This is a genomic window from Alicyclobacillus sp. ALC3 (assembly GCF_028751195.1).
Taxonomy (GTDB): Bacteria; Bacillota; Bacilli; order Alicyclobacillales; family Alicyclobacillaceae; genus Alicyclobacillus_L.
Map to the genome: position 1 here is coordinate 1,451,586 of NZ_CP066784.1, position 15,456 is coordinate 1,467,041.

Here is a 15,456-nt window from a genome sequence, read left to right on the forward strand (position 1 = left end):
GACTCTCTCTTCCTTGTCTCCGAGATCAATTCGAAGTGAATTGTCGTGGCACATCACACCAACGACTACACCCAAGCCGCGTGAGGCGACCATCGCAGGAACACACTATGGGATTGATGTGAAGTCATCCCCATGTACTCATATGAGAGTTCTATTCTAAAAATACTGATAACTATACGAAAAAAGACAGGTTGGAAGACGGACACCTGGATGTTCTCCAAGTGTCCGTGACAGCCTGACTCAGCCAGCACAAGAGATTGTGTTTCAGGTTGAACCGCTGACGTCTCGCACCGGAGATTTACTTTGTCGATGGAACGCCGCTACCGGAGATAACCCGTTCTAGGCCTACAGCAGTTTCTCCCCGGTCGTTCAGTCGAAACGGCTCAGCATATTGGCTCATTCTATTGACGGCGCTGAACAAAGCCTTGATCGATGAGGTCATGATGTCTGCATCGATTCCGCACCCCCAGAACTTCCTTCCAGTCTCATCCGTGATGGCGATGTAGGAAACGGCTTGTGATTCGGAACCGACGCTTAAAGCGTGCTCCGTATATTCCAAGTTTGCATACGACATACCTAAATTGTGCGACATCGCATTGCTGATGGCGTCCAACCGCCCATTGCCCGTTGCTATCAGTTCCTTTACTTCTCCGTCAATCCGGACCGTAACCGCCGTTTGGTAATTGTCCTGTCTGATGAGGGTACAGTCCACGAACTCAATCGGACTGTCCAGGTTGACAAATGCTTCGGCAAAAATCCCGTAGACTTCACGCGGCATGAGCTCTTTGTGCAGACGGTCTGACACACCCTTGACCAGATAACCGAGTTCTTCACGCAGTTGCGCAGGTAGTTGAAACCCATAGTGTTGTTCAAGGATGTAGCCAATCCCACCCTTTCCAGACTGGCTGTTAATGCGGATGATGTCCCCTTCGTATTCTCTGCCAATGTCCTTGGGGTCGATGAGCAAGTACGGTACGGACCAGTACGGACGTTCCCCTTCTTCGCGCCACTTCATCCCTTTTGCAATCGCATCCTGGTGTGATCCCGAAAATGCCGTGAACACCAACTCTCCCGCATACGGGTGTCTCTGCCCCACTTTCATGTTGGTCAGTCGCTCGTGTTTCGCGCGAATCACCGGAATGTTCTCCAGGTTCAACCTGGGGTCGACACCGTGCGAGAACAGGTTGAGGGCGAGCGTGACGACGTCGACGTTGCCGGTGCGCTCCCCATTGCCAAAGAGTGTTCCTTCTACCCGCTGTGCGCCGGCGAGAACGGCGAGTTCTGCATCGGCGACACCGGTTCCACGGTCGTTGTGCGGATGTACGGAGAGTACAACGTCGTCTCGGTCATTCAAATGCTCACTCATGTACTCAATTTGACTAGCATACACGTGCGGCATGGACATGGACACAGTGGCCGGGAGATTGATAATGACCTTGTTGTCCGCAGACGGCCGCCACACATCCAGTACGCGGTTGCATATCTCCAGGGCAAAATCCATCTCCGTACCAGTGAAGCTTTCCGGCGAATACTGAAACTGAAAGTTCCCCACCGTTTGCGCTGCGCATGAACGCACTAACTCGGCTCCGCTGACCGCGACCTCGATGATTTCTTCCCGGGATTTTCTGAATACCTGTTCACGTTGCGCCCGAGAAGTGGAGTTGTACAGATGAACAATCGCTTTCTTCGCACCTGTCAGTGCTTCAAACGTTTTTTCGATGATGTGGTCGCGCGACTGCGTCAGGACCTGAATCGTCACGTCGTCAGGAACTAGGTCGTTCTCAATCAACGCCCGCAAAAAGGCGTACTCTGTGTCCGACGCCGCGGGGAAGCCGACCTCGATTTCCTTGAATCCGATGCCCACAAGCAGTTGAAAATACTCCAGTTTCTCCTCTAGGCTCATAGGTACGATGAGCGCCTGGTTTCCATCGCGCAGGTCCACGGAACACCACATCGGGGCTTCGGTGATATGTTCCTTGCGGGTCCAGTTGAAGCTCTGAACCGGCGGTACAAAGTACTCTCTTGCATACTTCCTGTGGTTTTTCATGCCGGGCGTCGCTCCTTCGTAGCTTTCTGTCATCTCTTATCCCTCCAAATCATTTCGTTTGCGCAGATGCCCTGCGCGCTTGCTTCCGAAGAATGTCTAGTGTCGAATTGGCCTTTGAAAACAGAATAGGTCGATCATCCTCAAGGGACGATCGACCTGTAGCCGAACGCGGTACCACCCTCGTTGGCTTGGTTATACCAAGCCCAACTCAGTGCAACAGACAGATGTTGCGACCCAATAACGCGGGTTAGACGCTTGGACCTACTCAGTTCTGGAGAACCGTTCAGTCCAATCACTCCGGGGCGAGCTTCGAAATCGAACTTCACTGCGTCGCACCGTCCCGCAGCTCTCTGTGCAAGCTCAAATTTCGCGTATCCCCATCACCGTGTTTTTCATTTGTGAGAAATCAAAGGAGAAAGGCCCATGACACAAAAACAGACCACCGCCTCATAAGAGACGACTGGTCATTCACCAACCGCGTTACCACTCTTGTTGACCCGAGAAATCGGATCCACCTCTGCCGCAGAAATCTGCGCAACCGACTAACGATGGTCAATCGTCCAGGCGTACCCTTCTTCCGCCTGGCCGCTCCCGGGCGAGGTTCAGGAATTCACATACTGCGTCGCACCACCCCGCAGCTCTCTGGCAAGTGAATTTCCCCTAATGCTCCCGTTCACAGCGTTTATCTGAAACTTCATGAATGTTTGGTGTCTTGACGGTAGCACGATTAGCTCGAGCAGTCAAGGAGTTCAAGGTGTAGCGGGCGAATCCATCTCGCAGTTCGATCTCTAGGCACTGTGTGGGTCTGACCCCCCCCCACATCCGATGCTCTTAGTCGCTGAAATAATGGCCGCTGTCGAGATCGGTGATAAGACCGGGCTGCACGGGACTCCAGTTCAACAGTTTTCGAGTTTGTTCACTCGCCCCCGGCAGCACGCTCGGTATGTCGAGCGCGGCTAGTGTGCCGAGAAAGCCGAAGTGCGTCTGCGCCTCTTCTCGGGTCACGCTAACCACTGGTAGGTTGAGGTGCTTACCGATAGCATTGGCAATGTCTCGAAATGGAACCCCTTCTTCGGCTCGGCCGTATAGCAGCGTCCCAGCTGGCACATTTTCCAACGCAAGTCGAAAGAGGTGTGCAGCATCGAGTCGGTGCACAGCTGGCCAACGATTGGATCCGTCCCCGATGTAGGCAGAGACGCCCGTCGTGCGGGCGATTTGAATCAGTATCGGCAGGAAGCCTTTGTCACCCTCGCCATGTACGGTAGGTGGAAGAAATATAACCGATGACCTGACCCCACGCTTCGCTAGCGCAATCACTGCGTTGTCGGATGCCTCCCCGTTTGCGTGAGCTGTTGTAATGAATGGTTTCCCCGAGCCTTCGACCGCCGCACCCATCGCCTCCACGGCGCGTAAATCGCTGGCTAGCGAAGCAGCGAAGTCCGAGAAATCGTGTTTGAATGCGAGGTGAATGATGCCGTCCGCGGTTGCGGCCCCGCTTCGGAGGCTGTCAAGGTCATCAAGGTGGCCGCGGTGTACTTGTGCACCTGCTTTCTTTAATGCAGCAGCACCATTGTCTGAATGAGTCAGCCCGACCACCTGATGACCAGCTTCCATGAGTTCCCGAACGACGGCAGAACCGATGTAGCCCGCTGCTCCTGTGACAAAAACACGCATCTTGACGTCCTCCTCAACATATCGAGTTGTTGTAGTGATGCTTGAATAATTGGAGTGTAAACTATAGAGTGAACTCTAATGCAAGTACTTTGAGGAGCGTGATTCCGTGAAGATTCGAGAGTTGGCTAAGAGGACGGGGCTAACAGCCTACACTGTTCGCTATTACGAGAAAGAGGGACTGCTGGACAGTCGGCATGTGCAGAGAGAGGAGAATAACTATCGCAACTATACGGACGAGGCTCTCGACCGTCTGAGACTCATCAAAAAGTTTCAAGGAATAGGCTGTTCTCTCGCTGAGTTGAAGGGCATCTTACAGGATATTGACTCCAATTCGCGGAGCAATCTAGACATCATTGAGTGGATTGTCCAAAAGATGAAGGAGGTTGAACAAAGGAAGGATGAGTTGGATCACATGCTCAGCACACTGCGCTGGATGTTGGAGTACAGAATGGGATTGATGGATAGTGATGAAAAGAACAGCGCTTTGCTCGAACGCCAGTTGAATATGTAACAATGAATGGAAATCAGTCGAACGGATTTGTCTAGATCGGTAGCACGCCGAAATAGTTACCAACGTGACTCTCCGCTGGCGTTGCTTTGACACAAGAACGTATGTTCTGTATTGTGGGTGGTGTCAATATGACATATCCCGGGAGTGACATGGATAATGAGCGTTGATACTGTCCTGATTGTAATCGATGTACAAGTTGGCATGTTCGCGGAAACGGACCCTGTTTACGCAGGAGATCGCTTGTTGGAGCAGACTCACAATCTTATTAGTAGAGCACGGTCTACCAAAATTCCTGTGATATATGTCCAGCACAACGAAGGTACTGGAGAACCTCTTGAGACGGGCACTTCCGGCTGGCACATACATCCTTCCATTAGTCCTCTGAAAGAAGACCTGATCATTCAGAAATTCACTCCTGACGCATTTCACGAAACCGCATTGCACGATGAATTGACTAAGAGACGCATCAGAACAATCGTTGTCGCCGGAATGCAGACTGATGTATGCGTAGACGCAACTAGTCGTCGTGCGCACGAACTGGGATATGACGTGATTATTGCCGGTGACACCCATAGTACGTGGAACCAAGGAGACCTGTCGGCACAGGAGATCATTGACCAGTACAATGCGAGTTTCCGTTCCTTCGCGACAGTAAAAGTAGCACGTGATGTTGAGTTCTAACGTGTCCGCATGGCACGTTGCGAAACAATCTGAAGTTTGAATTCCTCGTCATATTGTTTCATCACGTCTCCTCCTCAAGTCGTCTTGCTGTGCCTACATGCTCACTTCGTTGTGTTCGTGTCTACGCTTGGAGCATAGGACCATCATAGTCTGTTGACCCGTTCTATGCTCTACACACCCATCGCATACTCATTCGCCTGCACCTGCCATAGGACAAGTGAATACATTACCACAAATTAACCGAAAGGGTCTGATTTAATGGCGGACAACTGCGGTCAAAACGCGATTGGGACATGCTCCACAGCAGAAGGCTTTCATACTACAGCCAATGGGGACTCTTCCCATGCAGAAGGACAATTTACCACAACAAATGGAATCGCTTCTCATAGCGAGGGAAGTAGCAGCCAAACGAATGGCTTGGCCGCGCATTCGGAAGGCGGCGGTACCGAAGCGAATGGCATCGCAGCTCACGCGGAGGGCCAGTATGGGCGAGCCATTGGAGAAGCATCTCATTCCGAAGGATACAATTCGTTCGCGATTGGATTCGCTTCTCATAGCGAAGGTGGCGGTATAGATCCACAAGGAAATTCCGCAGCGACATCCGCTTGGGGACCCAGCGCTCATGCAGAAGGCGTGAACACCAACGCGAGCGGGTACGCGTCCCACACAGAAGGTGGCACAACGGATGTCACATTGGCTCCCGGCCCACAGGCATACGGAGACTTTTCACATGCTGAGGGCATAAGTACAAAGGCGGGAACTATTAGTGGGACCGCGACAACCGGGTCAGGTGCTCATGCGGAGGGAAGTGGCACACAAGCACAAAGTGATCAATCCCATGCAGAAGGTCTGAATACCATCGCAAGCGGAGTATCTTCTCACGTTGAAGGAGATGGAAATACAGCTAGTGGAGTGGCAAGTCACGCTGAGGGAGGTGCAACCGATCCGGCGTCAAATTTAGCACCCACCACGGCCAGTGGTGCGAGTTCTCATGCAGAAGGAATCGGAACAACCGCCGGGGGCTTTGCTGCTCACGCAGAAGGTGGCACAAGCAATGTCGCTGTGGCTATCGGTCCACTGGCACTAGGTGACTTCTCTCATGCGGAAGGAGGAGCTGATACTGCCAATTCCATAGCTGCTCCTATAGCGGATGCCTCCTTCTCACATGTAGAAGGTTCAGGGACGATTACTACGGCATCAGCGACATACGCTCATGCGGAGGGACAACAGACCCAAGCAAACGGAGCATCTTCTCATGTTGAAGGTTTCTTGTCAGTAACAACGGTCAATGGTAATGCTGCCCACGCAGAAGGTTTTTCTTCTACGGCTGATTCTGTAGCTGCTCACGCAGAAGGCTATAGTACCACCTCAAGTGGATTTGGCTCCCATTCCGAAGGACAATTCACTCAGGCTACTATAGCAATTGCGCACGCGGAAGGTGGACACACCATCGCTAACGCATTGTATTCTCATGCAGAGGGCAACGGAACTAGTACGAATGGGCAGGATGGCGCTCACATTATGGGGCAATATGGCAACGCCGATTCGACTTACTCCTGGCACCTTGGTAATGGAACACCCCTAGTCGCGGGTCTTGCAGCAAGAATTGATGGCACGCTCGCTCAGGGCATTGCTACGCATGGTTGGGTGACAGGGACTGCGGATTACGCGGAGATGTTTGAAACAGTGGACGGAAACCCTATCGATGTTGGGTATTTCGTCACGATTGAGGGTAAGAAAATTCGCAAAGCAAACTCGCAGGACGTGTACGTTTTAGGCGTTACGAGTGCGACACCCGGTGTTTTAGGCGCGGCCGCCGAGTTGGAGTGGAAGGACAAGTGGCAGAAAGACAAGTGGGGGCGCTGGTTATTCCACGAAGTCGTCGTGCCCCCGGTAATGGATAAACAAGGTAGAGAAATTGTACCTGGGCATACCGACACGCAAAAAATCGTAAATCCTGAGTATGACGCTGCCAAGCAGTATGTTCCTCGTTCAAAGCGCCCCGAATGGGTTCCTGTCGGCTTATTAGGGCAGCTACTGGGTCATGATGATGGGACGTGTGAAATAGGCGGGTATTGTAAAGCCAATGACGATGGGGTCGCAACAAGTGCTAACACAGGGTATCGAGTTTTAGACCGAGCGGATTCTAATCAGGTGTTGGTCTTGGTGAGCTCAACCTTACAACTAAGTCTAGTTGACCAATTAGAGCAGTTGCTGAAATTGAAAGAGCAAGGCGTTCTAACGGACGATGAATTTGAAATTGCGAAGCAAAGGATTTTACATTCTTAACGCAGATGACCATGTTGAAGAGGCAGGGTCCGTAGATAGAACGGAACACCTTATTTACGAATGCACCTTCAAGAAGCACAACCGGATAGAGGGTGTAAGATCTTTTGTGTAAACTCCCAGTCCCTATAGGGGAGTACAAGATTGGGAGGATATGAAGATGACGAAGGTATCCAAGGAATTTCTGCAGCAGTTTATTCAAGAAAACAATCTCAAGTCAGCGGAGGATGTGCAATCCGCCCTGCGTGACCTGTTCGCAAGTACGATGCAGGGAATGTTGGAGGCCGAACTCGAGACCGAACTGGGCTATGGGAAACACGACGTGAAGAATAAAGCGACGGAAAACAGCCGTAATGGGCATAGTCGTAAGACGCTGATGTCCGAATATGGCGAGGTGGAACTCGCCATCCCCAGAGACCGTCAGGGTGAGTTTGAACCTGAAATCGTCAAGAAGCACCAAACGAAAACGACCGGCGTCGAAGAGCAAGTCATTGCCTTGTATGCACGGGGTGTAAGCACACGGGACATCCAGTCGCATCTGCAGCACCTGTACGGCGTGGAGGTTTCCCCAACGCTCATTTCCAACATCACAGACAAGTTGTTGCCCCTCATCAAAGAATGGCAGCATCGACCGTTGCAAACGGTATACGCCGCCGTGTTTCTGGATGCGATCCACTACAAGGTGAAACAGGAAGGTCGGGTGGTCAACAAGGCGTCATACATGGTGATAGGCATCGATTTAGAAGGCTGTAAAGATGTGCTGGGCATGTGGGTCGGAGAAAACGAATCCTCGAAGTTTTGGCTCACTGTGCTGAACGAACTTAAGGGCCGTGGCGTAGAGGACATTCTTATCGTCTCTGTGGATAACTTGACTGGCTTCAGTGAAGCCATCGCCGCTTGCTACCCGAAAACGGACATTCAAAAGTGCGTGGTGCACCAGATTCGCAATTCGCTCAAATACGTGTCGTACAAGGATTACAAGGCAGTCACCGCTGCACTCAAGCCGGTTTACAAAGCCAGCACCGAGGAAGCAGCAAGGGCCGAACTGGACCGCTTTGAAGAGGCCTGGGGCGCAAAGTACCCAATGGTCATTCGCTCTTGGCGCAACAACTGGGACGAGCTCTCTACCTTCTTCTGCTACCCCACAGAGATGCGCAAACTGATTTACACCACGAACATGATTGAGAGCTACCATAGGCAACTACGAAAGGTCACCAAGGGCAAGAGCATTTTCCCAACGGACGAGTCTCTCCTCAAGATGCTATACCTGGCTACGATGGAAGTCACAAAAAAATGGACGATGCGAATTCAGAACTGGGGCCCCATCCTCAGCCAACTCTCCATCTATTTCGGAGAACGGATTGACCCCTACATCCGCTGAAGGATTCCAAACCGGGGTTTACACAAAACTCTTGACAGACCCACCGGATATTCATTCGACAAACGCCCGCAATCCTTCACGTCACAAAGCTTGCGGGTTCTTTGTGCTTGCTCCAATTTCGACCTACGCTATGATGAAACTCAAACTGACTGGACTCGTGAGAAATGCGAAGTTCGCTATTTCGAGACGAATCCACTTCGCATTCACTCTACTAAAAACCCGAATAACCCGCCCCTGGCCTGTCATCCTAGTTCTGGAATGGTCTGATATGCGCTAAAACACCTTCGTCGTCCACGATTCGCCATTCCAAATATCAGTCACGATGTCTTGATAAAACTCCGGTTCATGGGATATCAGAAGGATGCTCCCACCATACGCGATTAAAGCTCGCTTGAGTTCTTCCTTCGCATCGACGTCAAGGTGGTTCGTTGGCTCGTCGAGCAGAAGCACGTTCGATGGCCTGTTGATAAGCTTGCACAACCGGACTTTGGCCTTCTCACCACCACTGAGCACCCCAACCTGACTTTCAATATGCTTCGTGGTTAAACCACACCTCGCCAGAGCTGCCCGCACCTCCGCTTGACCCATGTGCGGGAACTCCTCCCAGACCTCTTCAAGACAGGTCTTGCTCGGAACGTGTCTGCCCTCCTGTTCGAAGTATCCGATCTCAAGATATTCCCCGCGCGTAACCTCCCCTGACAGTGCAGGAATGAGTCCCAAAATGCTTTTTAACAGCGTGGTTTTCCCGATTCCGTTGGCCCCCACCAGGGCGATTTTCTGCCCGCGCTCCATGAGCAGGTTGAGCGGTTGGGACAGTGCGGCATCGTATCCAACTACGCAATCCTTCGTCTCTACAATGGTTCTGGAAGGTGCCCGTGATTCTCGAAAGTCAAACTGTGGTTTCGGCTTTTCCCGCGCGAGTTCTATCATGTCCATCTTATCAAGCTTCTTTTGCCTGGACATCGCCATGTTGCGGGTAGAAACACGCGCTTTGTTGCGGGCCACGAAGTCCTTCAATTCTGCGACTTCCTGTTGCTGCCGTTTGTACGCTGACTCTAGTTGTTGCTTTTTCGACTCATAGACCCGCTGAAAATCGTCATAATCACCGACGTAGCGGTTCAATTCCTGATTTTCCATGTGGTAAATGAGGTTTATCACGCTATTAAGAAACGAGATGTCATGGGAGATCAGCACAAAGGCGTTTTCGTACTCCTGAAGATAACGAGTCAACCAAGCGATATGCTGCTCATCCAGATAGTTCGTGGGTTCATCCAGCAGGAGGATGTCCGGTTTCTCCAAGAGTAATTTTGCCAGCAACACTTTCGTTCTCTGGCCGCCGCTCAGTTCTTCGACATCACGGTCGATCCCGATTTCATCCAGACCCAGACCCCGTGCGATTTCTTCTACTTTTGTATCGATGGTGTAAAAGTCGTTGTGCGTGAGGAGGTCCTGAATCACCCCGACCGTGTCAAGGAGTTCCTCCAGTCGTTCAGCGGATACATTTCCCATGTCCTCGTACATCTGGTTCATGTCACGCTCGAGATCGAACAAGTATTGAAACGCACCTTTGAGAACATCTCGAATGGTCATGCCGCGGGCTAATACGGCGTGTTGATCGAGATAACCGACCCGGATGTTTTTTGCCCACTCAATGTGACCTTCATCCGGCTCGAGTTTCTGGGTGATGATATTCATAAAAGTTGATTTGCCTTCCCCATTGGCACCAACTAACCCAATATGCTCGCCTTTGAGCATGCGAAACGAGACATTTGCAAAAATAGCTCTGTCACCAAAACCATGCGACAAGTTTTTGACAGTCAAAATGCTCATCCATAACTTCCTTCACCATAAGTTGTATGGGCGCTGATACGCCGCGGAATGGCACCTAAGTCACTGTTCCATCGGCGGCATCCCCGTTTGATTATAACGTGAGTGTACCCATGCGAAAAACCACGGACCACTTGATCCGTGGTTTTGACTGGTGGAGGTGATGCTCCTCGAACCGACATCTTCACAAAGACGATGGAAGTTTGACTATAGGAAACTACCGCCTCTGGACAGATGTCTCAGTTGATATCGAGTTAGTGCAACTTTTTCACAACAATCTTGTCGTAGTTATCAATCGTCTCAATTCCGATCAATTCATGTTTTGCTTTCTCCACCCACTTCGGAATGTCGCGCTGTGACCCCTTATCCGTGGACAATACAGCAACAACATCTCCTACCGCTGATGACCGAATGACTCGAATCAACTCCATCATGGGTCCTGGACAAAAGCTCCCGCGAGCATCGATTTCACGTTTGATGTCGACCTCTACCATATTACTCACTCCTCTGTCAGCTTTGACCTTGCTTAACCCAGGTAAAGCGTCGTATCTGCTTCTGCACTCATCCCAACGAACTCCCCAACGCCGATAATGTCATCTACAATTGGCTCAAAATCGTCAAGTTCCATTTCAAACAGATCAGCCGTCATAGCACATGCATGAACCTTGATGTTGCCCATCTCTTTCGCTTGCACCAAGGTGTCATACCAAGACGGTACGTTCTTTTCACTCATCACCCTCATCATCTCTGGTCCAAGTTCTTCATAGTCTTTGCTTACACTAGATAGTTGCTTTGGGGTCCCCTTTCTAAACGCCAATAGCCCCCAAAATGTCAGGAAAATGTCTACCTCCATGTCATTCATGACGGCTCCCGACGCCATGATTGCTGCCGGATAAAGCTTGTCGACTGTTCCACCAAAGACGACAACACACATTTTTTTAGTATCACTCATTTCATTGGCCTCCGTTTGGTTTAGAGTTTGTCGCTTGTTTTCCGATTTCCCTCACTAACGCAAGCATTACGTTCAGACCAGTCTGAACCTCAGGTTCTTTGAGTGTCCTCATGAACTGCCGAACGCCTAGTTTAGATTTTGGAGGTTCGGTCAATATGGCTTCCGTGGCTGTAAGTAATTCGGGAGCCATCTTGTAAAGCTTGCTTTGCAATAGTTGATCGCCAAGTTCCATCACCCCAACTAGTGTTCCAACAAGTCCATCAACAATTTCAGGAGTCATAGAGTTAAGAGCTGCATTAAAGAGGTGAACGAGGGTATCAAGGTTTTCCAGGCTACCGTCGGTTTCCCACTTGGCAACTGTGTCCAATGCAAGCTCCAGCTTTTGTTGGCGTTCCGAAACATCCACGATACTCATGGCTGCCGCCTCCCTTCTATACCAGTCCTCGGACAGATAACCAATACATCTGATTGAAGGCCATCTTGAACCAATGCACCATTTGCGTTGGGTCCGCCGGTTTCGGTGGGTTGTTGTAGTCGAATTGAATGTGCATGGCTTTGTCCAAGCCACCTTCAATAAAGCAGAACACTTTACCATCGTAGAGAGCCATAGGCCTTTCACCGTGAAGCTCTCGCATAATGTTGCGCACCACGACTTCCGATTCGTAATGAGCAGTCGATCCCGCCTTCGAAATGGGCAGGTTCGTTGCATCTCCGACGACATAGACCCCTTGATATCCCAGCAATTCGAGCGTTGCACGGTCGGTTGGAAGCCAGCCTTCTTCATCCCCCAAACCGGATGCACGAATGACAGGTGCGCCTCGATGTGGAGGGATGGCAACTAGGAAATCGTAGCCGACCTCTTCTCCTTCCAACGTGTAAACAATTTTCTTATCAGGGTCGATGGTCTCCGGATTAAAGAACGTCTCACCAATGATTCCTTGTTTCTCAAAAGCCCCTTCAGCCCAGTCTGCACACGGTTGCAGCGAATGCAGTCGGCCAATGGGATATGTGTACATCAACTCATACCGCGACCTACGACCTTTTTTGCGCAACAGGTCGTCAAACATAAACATGAACTCCACAGGCGCCACGGGACACTTGTGTGGCACTCCGATAATCATCAGGAGCTTCCCTTCTTCAAATCCAGCCAAGTCTTTCCTTGTTTGCACGGCTTCGTCAAACGTGTAGAAGGTGTGTGCTCCCTCCCGGAATCCGGGGATTGCGTCCAAGTCTGGATGTGACCCCGTAGCTAATACCAAGTAGTCGAACTCCATTGCGCTTCCACTATTCAGTGAGATTGACCGCTTGTTCATATCTATCTTCACTGCGGGGTCTTGCACAAGTCGCACACCAGGGAGTAGTAATTTTTGGTGCTCCCGAAAAACAGAGCCCGGTTCAGCCAAGCCCAGTGCCACGTACAAGAGTCCGGGTTGATAAATATGTGATTCGGTGTCAGAAACCAGTGCAATCTCGACCTCGGAATTTTCAAGCTCCGCAGACAAGTGTCGAGCCAACCGATTGGCTACCATGGCTCCACCAGTGCCTGCACCGAGAATTACCACTCGTTTCATTGTCCCACCCTCTCGCGCTGAGTTTTCAGTACGCACTCACCATACCCTAACCAGTAAGGGCATCTAAGTTACATACGGACTTTCCAATGCTCCTATTTTTGATAGTTCATCTGACTCGGCACCCTGATGCATATCGAGCAGAGGATGCCTTCTGCGTAGTACTAATTGCGTTTCAGAACTGCCCAATAGCGCCTATGAGACATGCCGCAAAAGAAAGGAGACTGGCGGGCATCCGCCAGTCTCCAACCTGCTATGTTGTTGTATTATTCGTCCCACAGTGCACATCTCGACGCATTTTCCGTACTTGTCTCAGTTACACAACGGCGGAAGCTACATTTCCAACAGCAGGTGCGCGAGCAGCGCGGCTCGCTGGGGCAAGCCACTTACGACAATGTGCTCATGCTCTGCATGTGGGCCGTCGCCGACAGGCCCAAGTCCGTCCAATGTTGGAGTTCCAACGCCTGCTGTAAAGTTCCCATCGCTTCCTCCGCCAACCCGTGCTGATTCCAGCTGAAAACCCAACTGTGTCGCAGCAATTTGCTTGGCTGTCTCGAACAGCTTCCGAGAATCCTCTGACTGATGAAGAGGAAGGCGGTTGATACCACCCTGCACAGTCAGCGTGACGCGTTCGTCAATCGAAGCGAGACTCCGCATCTCGGCCTCGATCCGCGCTGCTTCGTCAGGTTCAGCAAATCGAACGTCGACTTCGATGGCAGCGTGGTCGGCGACCACATTGGAACGCGATCCACCAACGACCTTGCCGACATTTACCGTCGTTCCGCGCGCCGGGTCTTGGAGTTCAATGATTCTTCCCACCTGCGCACACAATTCGTGGATAGCACTCGCCCCGTCTTCTGGGTGGTTGCCCGCATGAGCTGCTATGCCGTGTGCTTGAATCAGATAGTCCGCCGTTCCCTTTCGCGCCACTTTCAGGGCTCCGGATTTTCCAACGGACGGTTCGACGACGAGCGCGATATCGCTGTCCTTGGCAAGCTCTTCAATGATCGGTCTAGAACTAGGACTGCCTATCTCTTCGTCGCTGGTAAACAGGAAAGTGACTTCAACCGGCAGCTCCTGACCACACGCTCGAATTGCCTTCAGCGCCCACAACGCTTGAACAATACCGGATTTCATGTCGAAAATCCCCGGCCCGAATGCGACGTCCCCATCTACACGATAGGGAAGTCTACCAACCTCCCATACGGTGTCGAAATGGGCAAGTATGAGGACCTTCTTCTCACCCTGCCCGACGCGTGCGCACAGGTGGTCACCCTGTTCGGACTGGTGGAAAACTTCCGGCTCGACTCCGAACTCAGATTGAACCATCCGCGCGATGAGCTGTCCACAGGCGTCAACCATCGACTTGTCAGTGGACGGTGACTCACTTCTCACCAACTGTTCGACCTGTGCCAACATTTGCTGCTGATGTGCTTTCAGGTAATCGTAGATTTGACTCATATTTCTCCCTCCAGAGTGGACCACAGCTTTGAAAGTGATGTCATCGACAAATCATTCACTCGAGTGCCCCGTTCGACGGATCCGAGTCTACGCAGACGGTGGTCACGCGTGCAAGTGGCATGCGGTCAAGTGGCCTGATATCACTTGGCGAAGTCGTGGTGCTTCCGTCTTGCAGATGTCTAGAACTTGCGGACAGCGAGTGTGAAACGGGCATCCCAAGGGAGGTTTTGCCGGGCTCGGCACATCGCCTTGCAACACAATGCGTTCTCTGCGACCGTGCCTTTTCGGTTCCGGAGCCGCCGATAAAAGTGCCTGCGTATACGGATGCAGAGGGTTTTCATATATTTCGCGTTTGCTCGCAACCTCCACCAACTGACCAAGATACATCACCGCTACCCGGTCGCTGATGTGGCGAACTACCGCCAAGTTATGAGAAATGAACATGTAGGACAGGTTGAACTGTTTGCGCAAATCGACCATCAAGTTGAGAATCTGTGCCTGAATGGACACATCTAGTGCCGATACAGCTTCGTCAGCAATGATGAGTTTTGGCTGTAACGTCAATGCCCGCGCGATGCCGATGCGCTGTCTCTGTCCGCCAGAGAATTCGTGCGGATACCGGCGACGGTCATCGGCTCGAAGCCCCACCGTTTCAAGCAACTCTACTACTCTCTCTGTTGCCGTCTTCGAACTATGCCCATTCACCACGAGCGGCTCCGCAATGATGTCTCCCACCGCGATCTTCGGATTCAGCGATGCGTAGGGGTCCTGGAACACCATCTGAAACTTTGGCCGGATTCGCCGCAGTGACGTGCCGCTCAAGTGTGTGATGTCCTGCCCCTCGAGCGTGATCGTCCCGGAAGTCGTGTCGAGCACCCGCATCACCATGCGTCCCAGCGTCGACTTGCCGCACCCGGACTCGCCCACGATTCCCAACGTTTCGCCTTGCTTCAACTGGAACGATACCCCGTCGACGGCTTTCACGTAACCTGCGGTATGCCGGAACACACCCGCTGTGATTGGAAAGTGCTTCTTCAGATCTCGGACTTCAAGCAAGTTCTCAGTCAT

12 protein-coding genes, 1 pseudogene and 2 other annotated features are annotated in these 15,456 nt (G+C 51.6%); of the genes and pseudogenes, 4 read left to right on the forward strand and 9 right to left on the reverse strand.

Annotation, left to right across the window (positions count from 1 at the left end):
- Positions 1 to 298: 298 nt before the first annotated feature.
- Both JC200_RS06925 and JC200_RS06930 read right to left on the reverse strand, forming a co-directional pair.
- Positions 299 to 2,047: a 2-isopropylmalate synthase gene (locus JC200_RS06925; protein WP_274436485.1), complete on the reverse strand. Its 1,749-nt coding sequence runs from the start codon at positions 2,045 to 2,047 to the stop codon at positions 299 to 301.
- A 140-nt stretch (positions 2,048 to 2,187) separates the two neighbouring features.
- Positions 2,188 to 2,440, reverse strand: a binding site (T-box leader).
- Positions 2,441 to 2,496: 56 nt separating this feature from the next.
- Positions 2,497 to 2,733: a binding site (T-box leader), on the reverse strand.
- A gap of 145 nt (positions 2,734 to 2,878) precedes the next feature.
- Positions 2,879 to 3,721 carry an SDR family oxidoreductase gene (locus JC200_RS06930; protein ID WP_274435510.1) on the reverse strand — a complete coding sequence of 281 codons (843 nt, stop codon included), beginning with the start codon at positions 3,719 to 3,721 and terminating at the stop codon, positions 2,879 to 2,881.
- A 94-nt stretch (positions 3,722 to 3,815) separates the two neighbouring features.
- Here JC200_RS06930 and JC200_RS06935 point away from each other — a divergent pair.
- From JC200_RS06935 to JC200_RS06950, 4 genes and pseudogenes are all read left to right on the forward strand, one after another.
- Positions 3,816 to 4,232 (forward strand): annotated as a pseudogene (locus tag JC200_RS06935) (MerR family transcriptional regulator); the annotation flags it as partial.
- A gap of 156 nt (positions 4,233 to 4,388) precedes the next feature.
- On the forward strand, positions 4,389 to 4,913 hold the full coding sequence (locus JC200_RS06940) for a cysteine hydrolase family protein (protein ID WP_274435511.1): 525 nt from the start codon (positions 4,389 to 4,391) through the stop codon (positions 4,911 to 4,913).
- A 912-nt stretch (positions 4,914 to 5,825) separates the two neighbouring features.
- Positions 5,826 to 7,202, forward strand: a complete 1,377-nt coding sequence (locus JC200_RS06945) for a peptidase G2 autoproteolytic cleavage domain-containing protein (RefSeq protein ID WP_274435512.1) — start codon at positions 5,826 to 5,828, stop codon at positions 7,200 to 7,202.
- Between the two features lie 157 nt (positions 7,203 to 7,359).
- Positions 7,360 to 8,580, forward strand: a complete 1,221-nt coding sequence (locus JC200_RS06950; protein ID WP_274435513.1) for an IS256 family transposase — start codon at positions 7,360 to 7,362, stop codon at positions 8,578 to 8,580.
- Positions 8,581 to 8,853: 273 nt separating this feature from the next.
- Here JC200_RS06950 and JC200_RS06955 read toward each other — a convergent pair whose 3' ends face one another.
- The 7 genes from JC200_RS06955 to JC200_RS06985 form a co-directional block, all read right to left on the reverse strand.
- Positions 8,854 to 10,410 carry an ABC-F family ATP-binding cassette domain-containing protein gene (locus tag JC200_RS06955; RefSeq protein ID WP_274435515.1) on the reverse strand — a complete coding sequence of 519 codons (1,557 nt, stop codon included), beginning with the start codon at positions 10,408 to 10,410 and terminating at the stop codon, positions 8,854 to 8,856.
- Positions 10,411 to 10,661: 251 nt separating this feature from the next.
- Positions 10,662 to 10,901, reverse strand: coding sequence for a sulfurtransferase TusA family protein (locus tag JC200_RS06960; RefSeq protein ID WP_274435516.1), 240 nt, complete (start codon positions 10,899 to 10,901; stop codon positions 10,662 to 10,664).
- Positions 10,902 to 10,933: 32 nt separating this feature from the next.
- On the reverse strand, positions 10,934 to 11,359 hold the full coding sequence (locus tag JC200_RS06965) for a DsrE/DsrF/DrsH-like family protein (RefSeq protein WP_274435517.1): 426 nt from the start codon (positions 11,357 to 11,359) through the stop codon (positions 10,934 to 10,936).
- A 1-nt stretch (position 11,360) separates the two neighbouring features.
- Positions 11,361 to 11,774: a DUF1641 domain-containing protein gene (locus JC200_RS06970; protein ID WP_274435519.1), complete on the reverse strand. Its 414-nt coding sequence runs from the start codon at positions 11,772 to 11,774 to the stop codon at positions 11,361 to 11,363.
- Positions 11,775 to 11,790: 16 nt separating this feature from the next.
- Complete coding sequence (locus tag JC200_RS06975) at positions 11,791 to 12,930, reverse strand: NAD(P)/FAD-dependent oxidoreductase (RefSeq protein WP_274435521.1); 1,140 nt, start codon at positions 12,928 to 12,930, stop codon at positions 11,791 to 11,793.
- Positions 12,931 to 13,260: 330 nt separating this feature from the next.
- The gene (locus tag JC200_RS06980; RefSeq protein WP_274435522.1) at positions 13,261 to 14,388 is read right to left on the reverse strand and encodes a M20 family metallopeptidase; all 1,128 of its coding nucleotides are present in this window, start codon (positions 14,386 to 14,388) and stop codon (positions 13,261 to 13,263) included.
- A gap of 102 nt (positions 14,389 to 14,490) precedes the next feature.
- Positions 14,491 to 15,456 carry an ABC transporter ATP-binding protein gene (locus tag JC200_RS06985; protein WP_274435523.1) on the reverse strand — a complete coding sequence of 322 codons (966 nt, stop codon included), beginning with the start codon at positions 15,454 to 15,456 and terminating at the stop codon, positions 14,491 to 14,493.

Bases quoted from the DNA above. Each gene is read 5' to 3' on its own strand.
- JC200_RS06955 (WP_274435515.1), bottom strand. From the start codon at position 10,410: ATGAGCATTTTGACTGTCAAAAACTTGTCGCATGGTTTTGGTGACAGA.
- JC200_RS06985 (WP_274435523.1), bottom strand. From the start codon at position 15,456: ATGACTGAGAACTTGCTTGAAGTCCGAGATCTGAAGAAGCACTTTCCA.
- JC200_RS06930 (WP_274435510.1), bottom strand. From the start codon at position 3,721: ATGCGTGTTTTTGTCACAGGAGCAGCGGGCTACATCGGTTCTGCCGTC.
- JC200_RS06970 (WP_274435519.1), bottom strand. From the start codon at position 11,774: ATGAGTATCGTGGATGTTTCGGAACGCCAACAAAAGCTGGAGCTTGCA.
- JC200_RS06980 (WP_274435522.1), bottom strand. From the start codon at position 14,388: ATGAGTCAAATCTACGATTACCTGAAAGCACATCAGCAGCAAATGTTG.
- JC200_RS06925 (WP_274436485.1), bottom strand. From the start codon at position 2,047: ATGAAAAACCACAGGAAGTATGCAAGAGAGTACTTTGTACCGCCGGTT.
- JC200_RS06965 (WP_274435517.1), bottom strand. From the start codon at position 11,359: ATGAGTGATACTAAAAAAATGTGTGTTGTCGTCTTTGGTGGAACAGTC.
- JC200_RS06940 (WP_274435511.1), top strand. From the start codon at position 4,389: ATGAGCGTTGATACTGTCCTGATTGTAATCGATGTACAAGTTGGCATG.
- JC200_RS06950 (WP_274435513.1), top strand. From the start codon at position 7,360: ATGACGAAGGTATCCAAGGAATTTCTGCAGCAGTTTATTCAAGAAAAC.
- JC200_RS06975 (WP_274435521.1), bottom strand. From the start codon at position 12,930: ATGAAACGAGTGGTAATTCTCGGTGCAGGCACTGGTGGAGCCATGGTA.
- JC200_RS06960 (WP_274435516.1), bottom strand. From the start codon at position 10,901: ATGGTAGAGGTCGACATCAAACGTGAAATCGATGCTCGCGGGAGCTTT.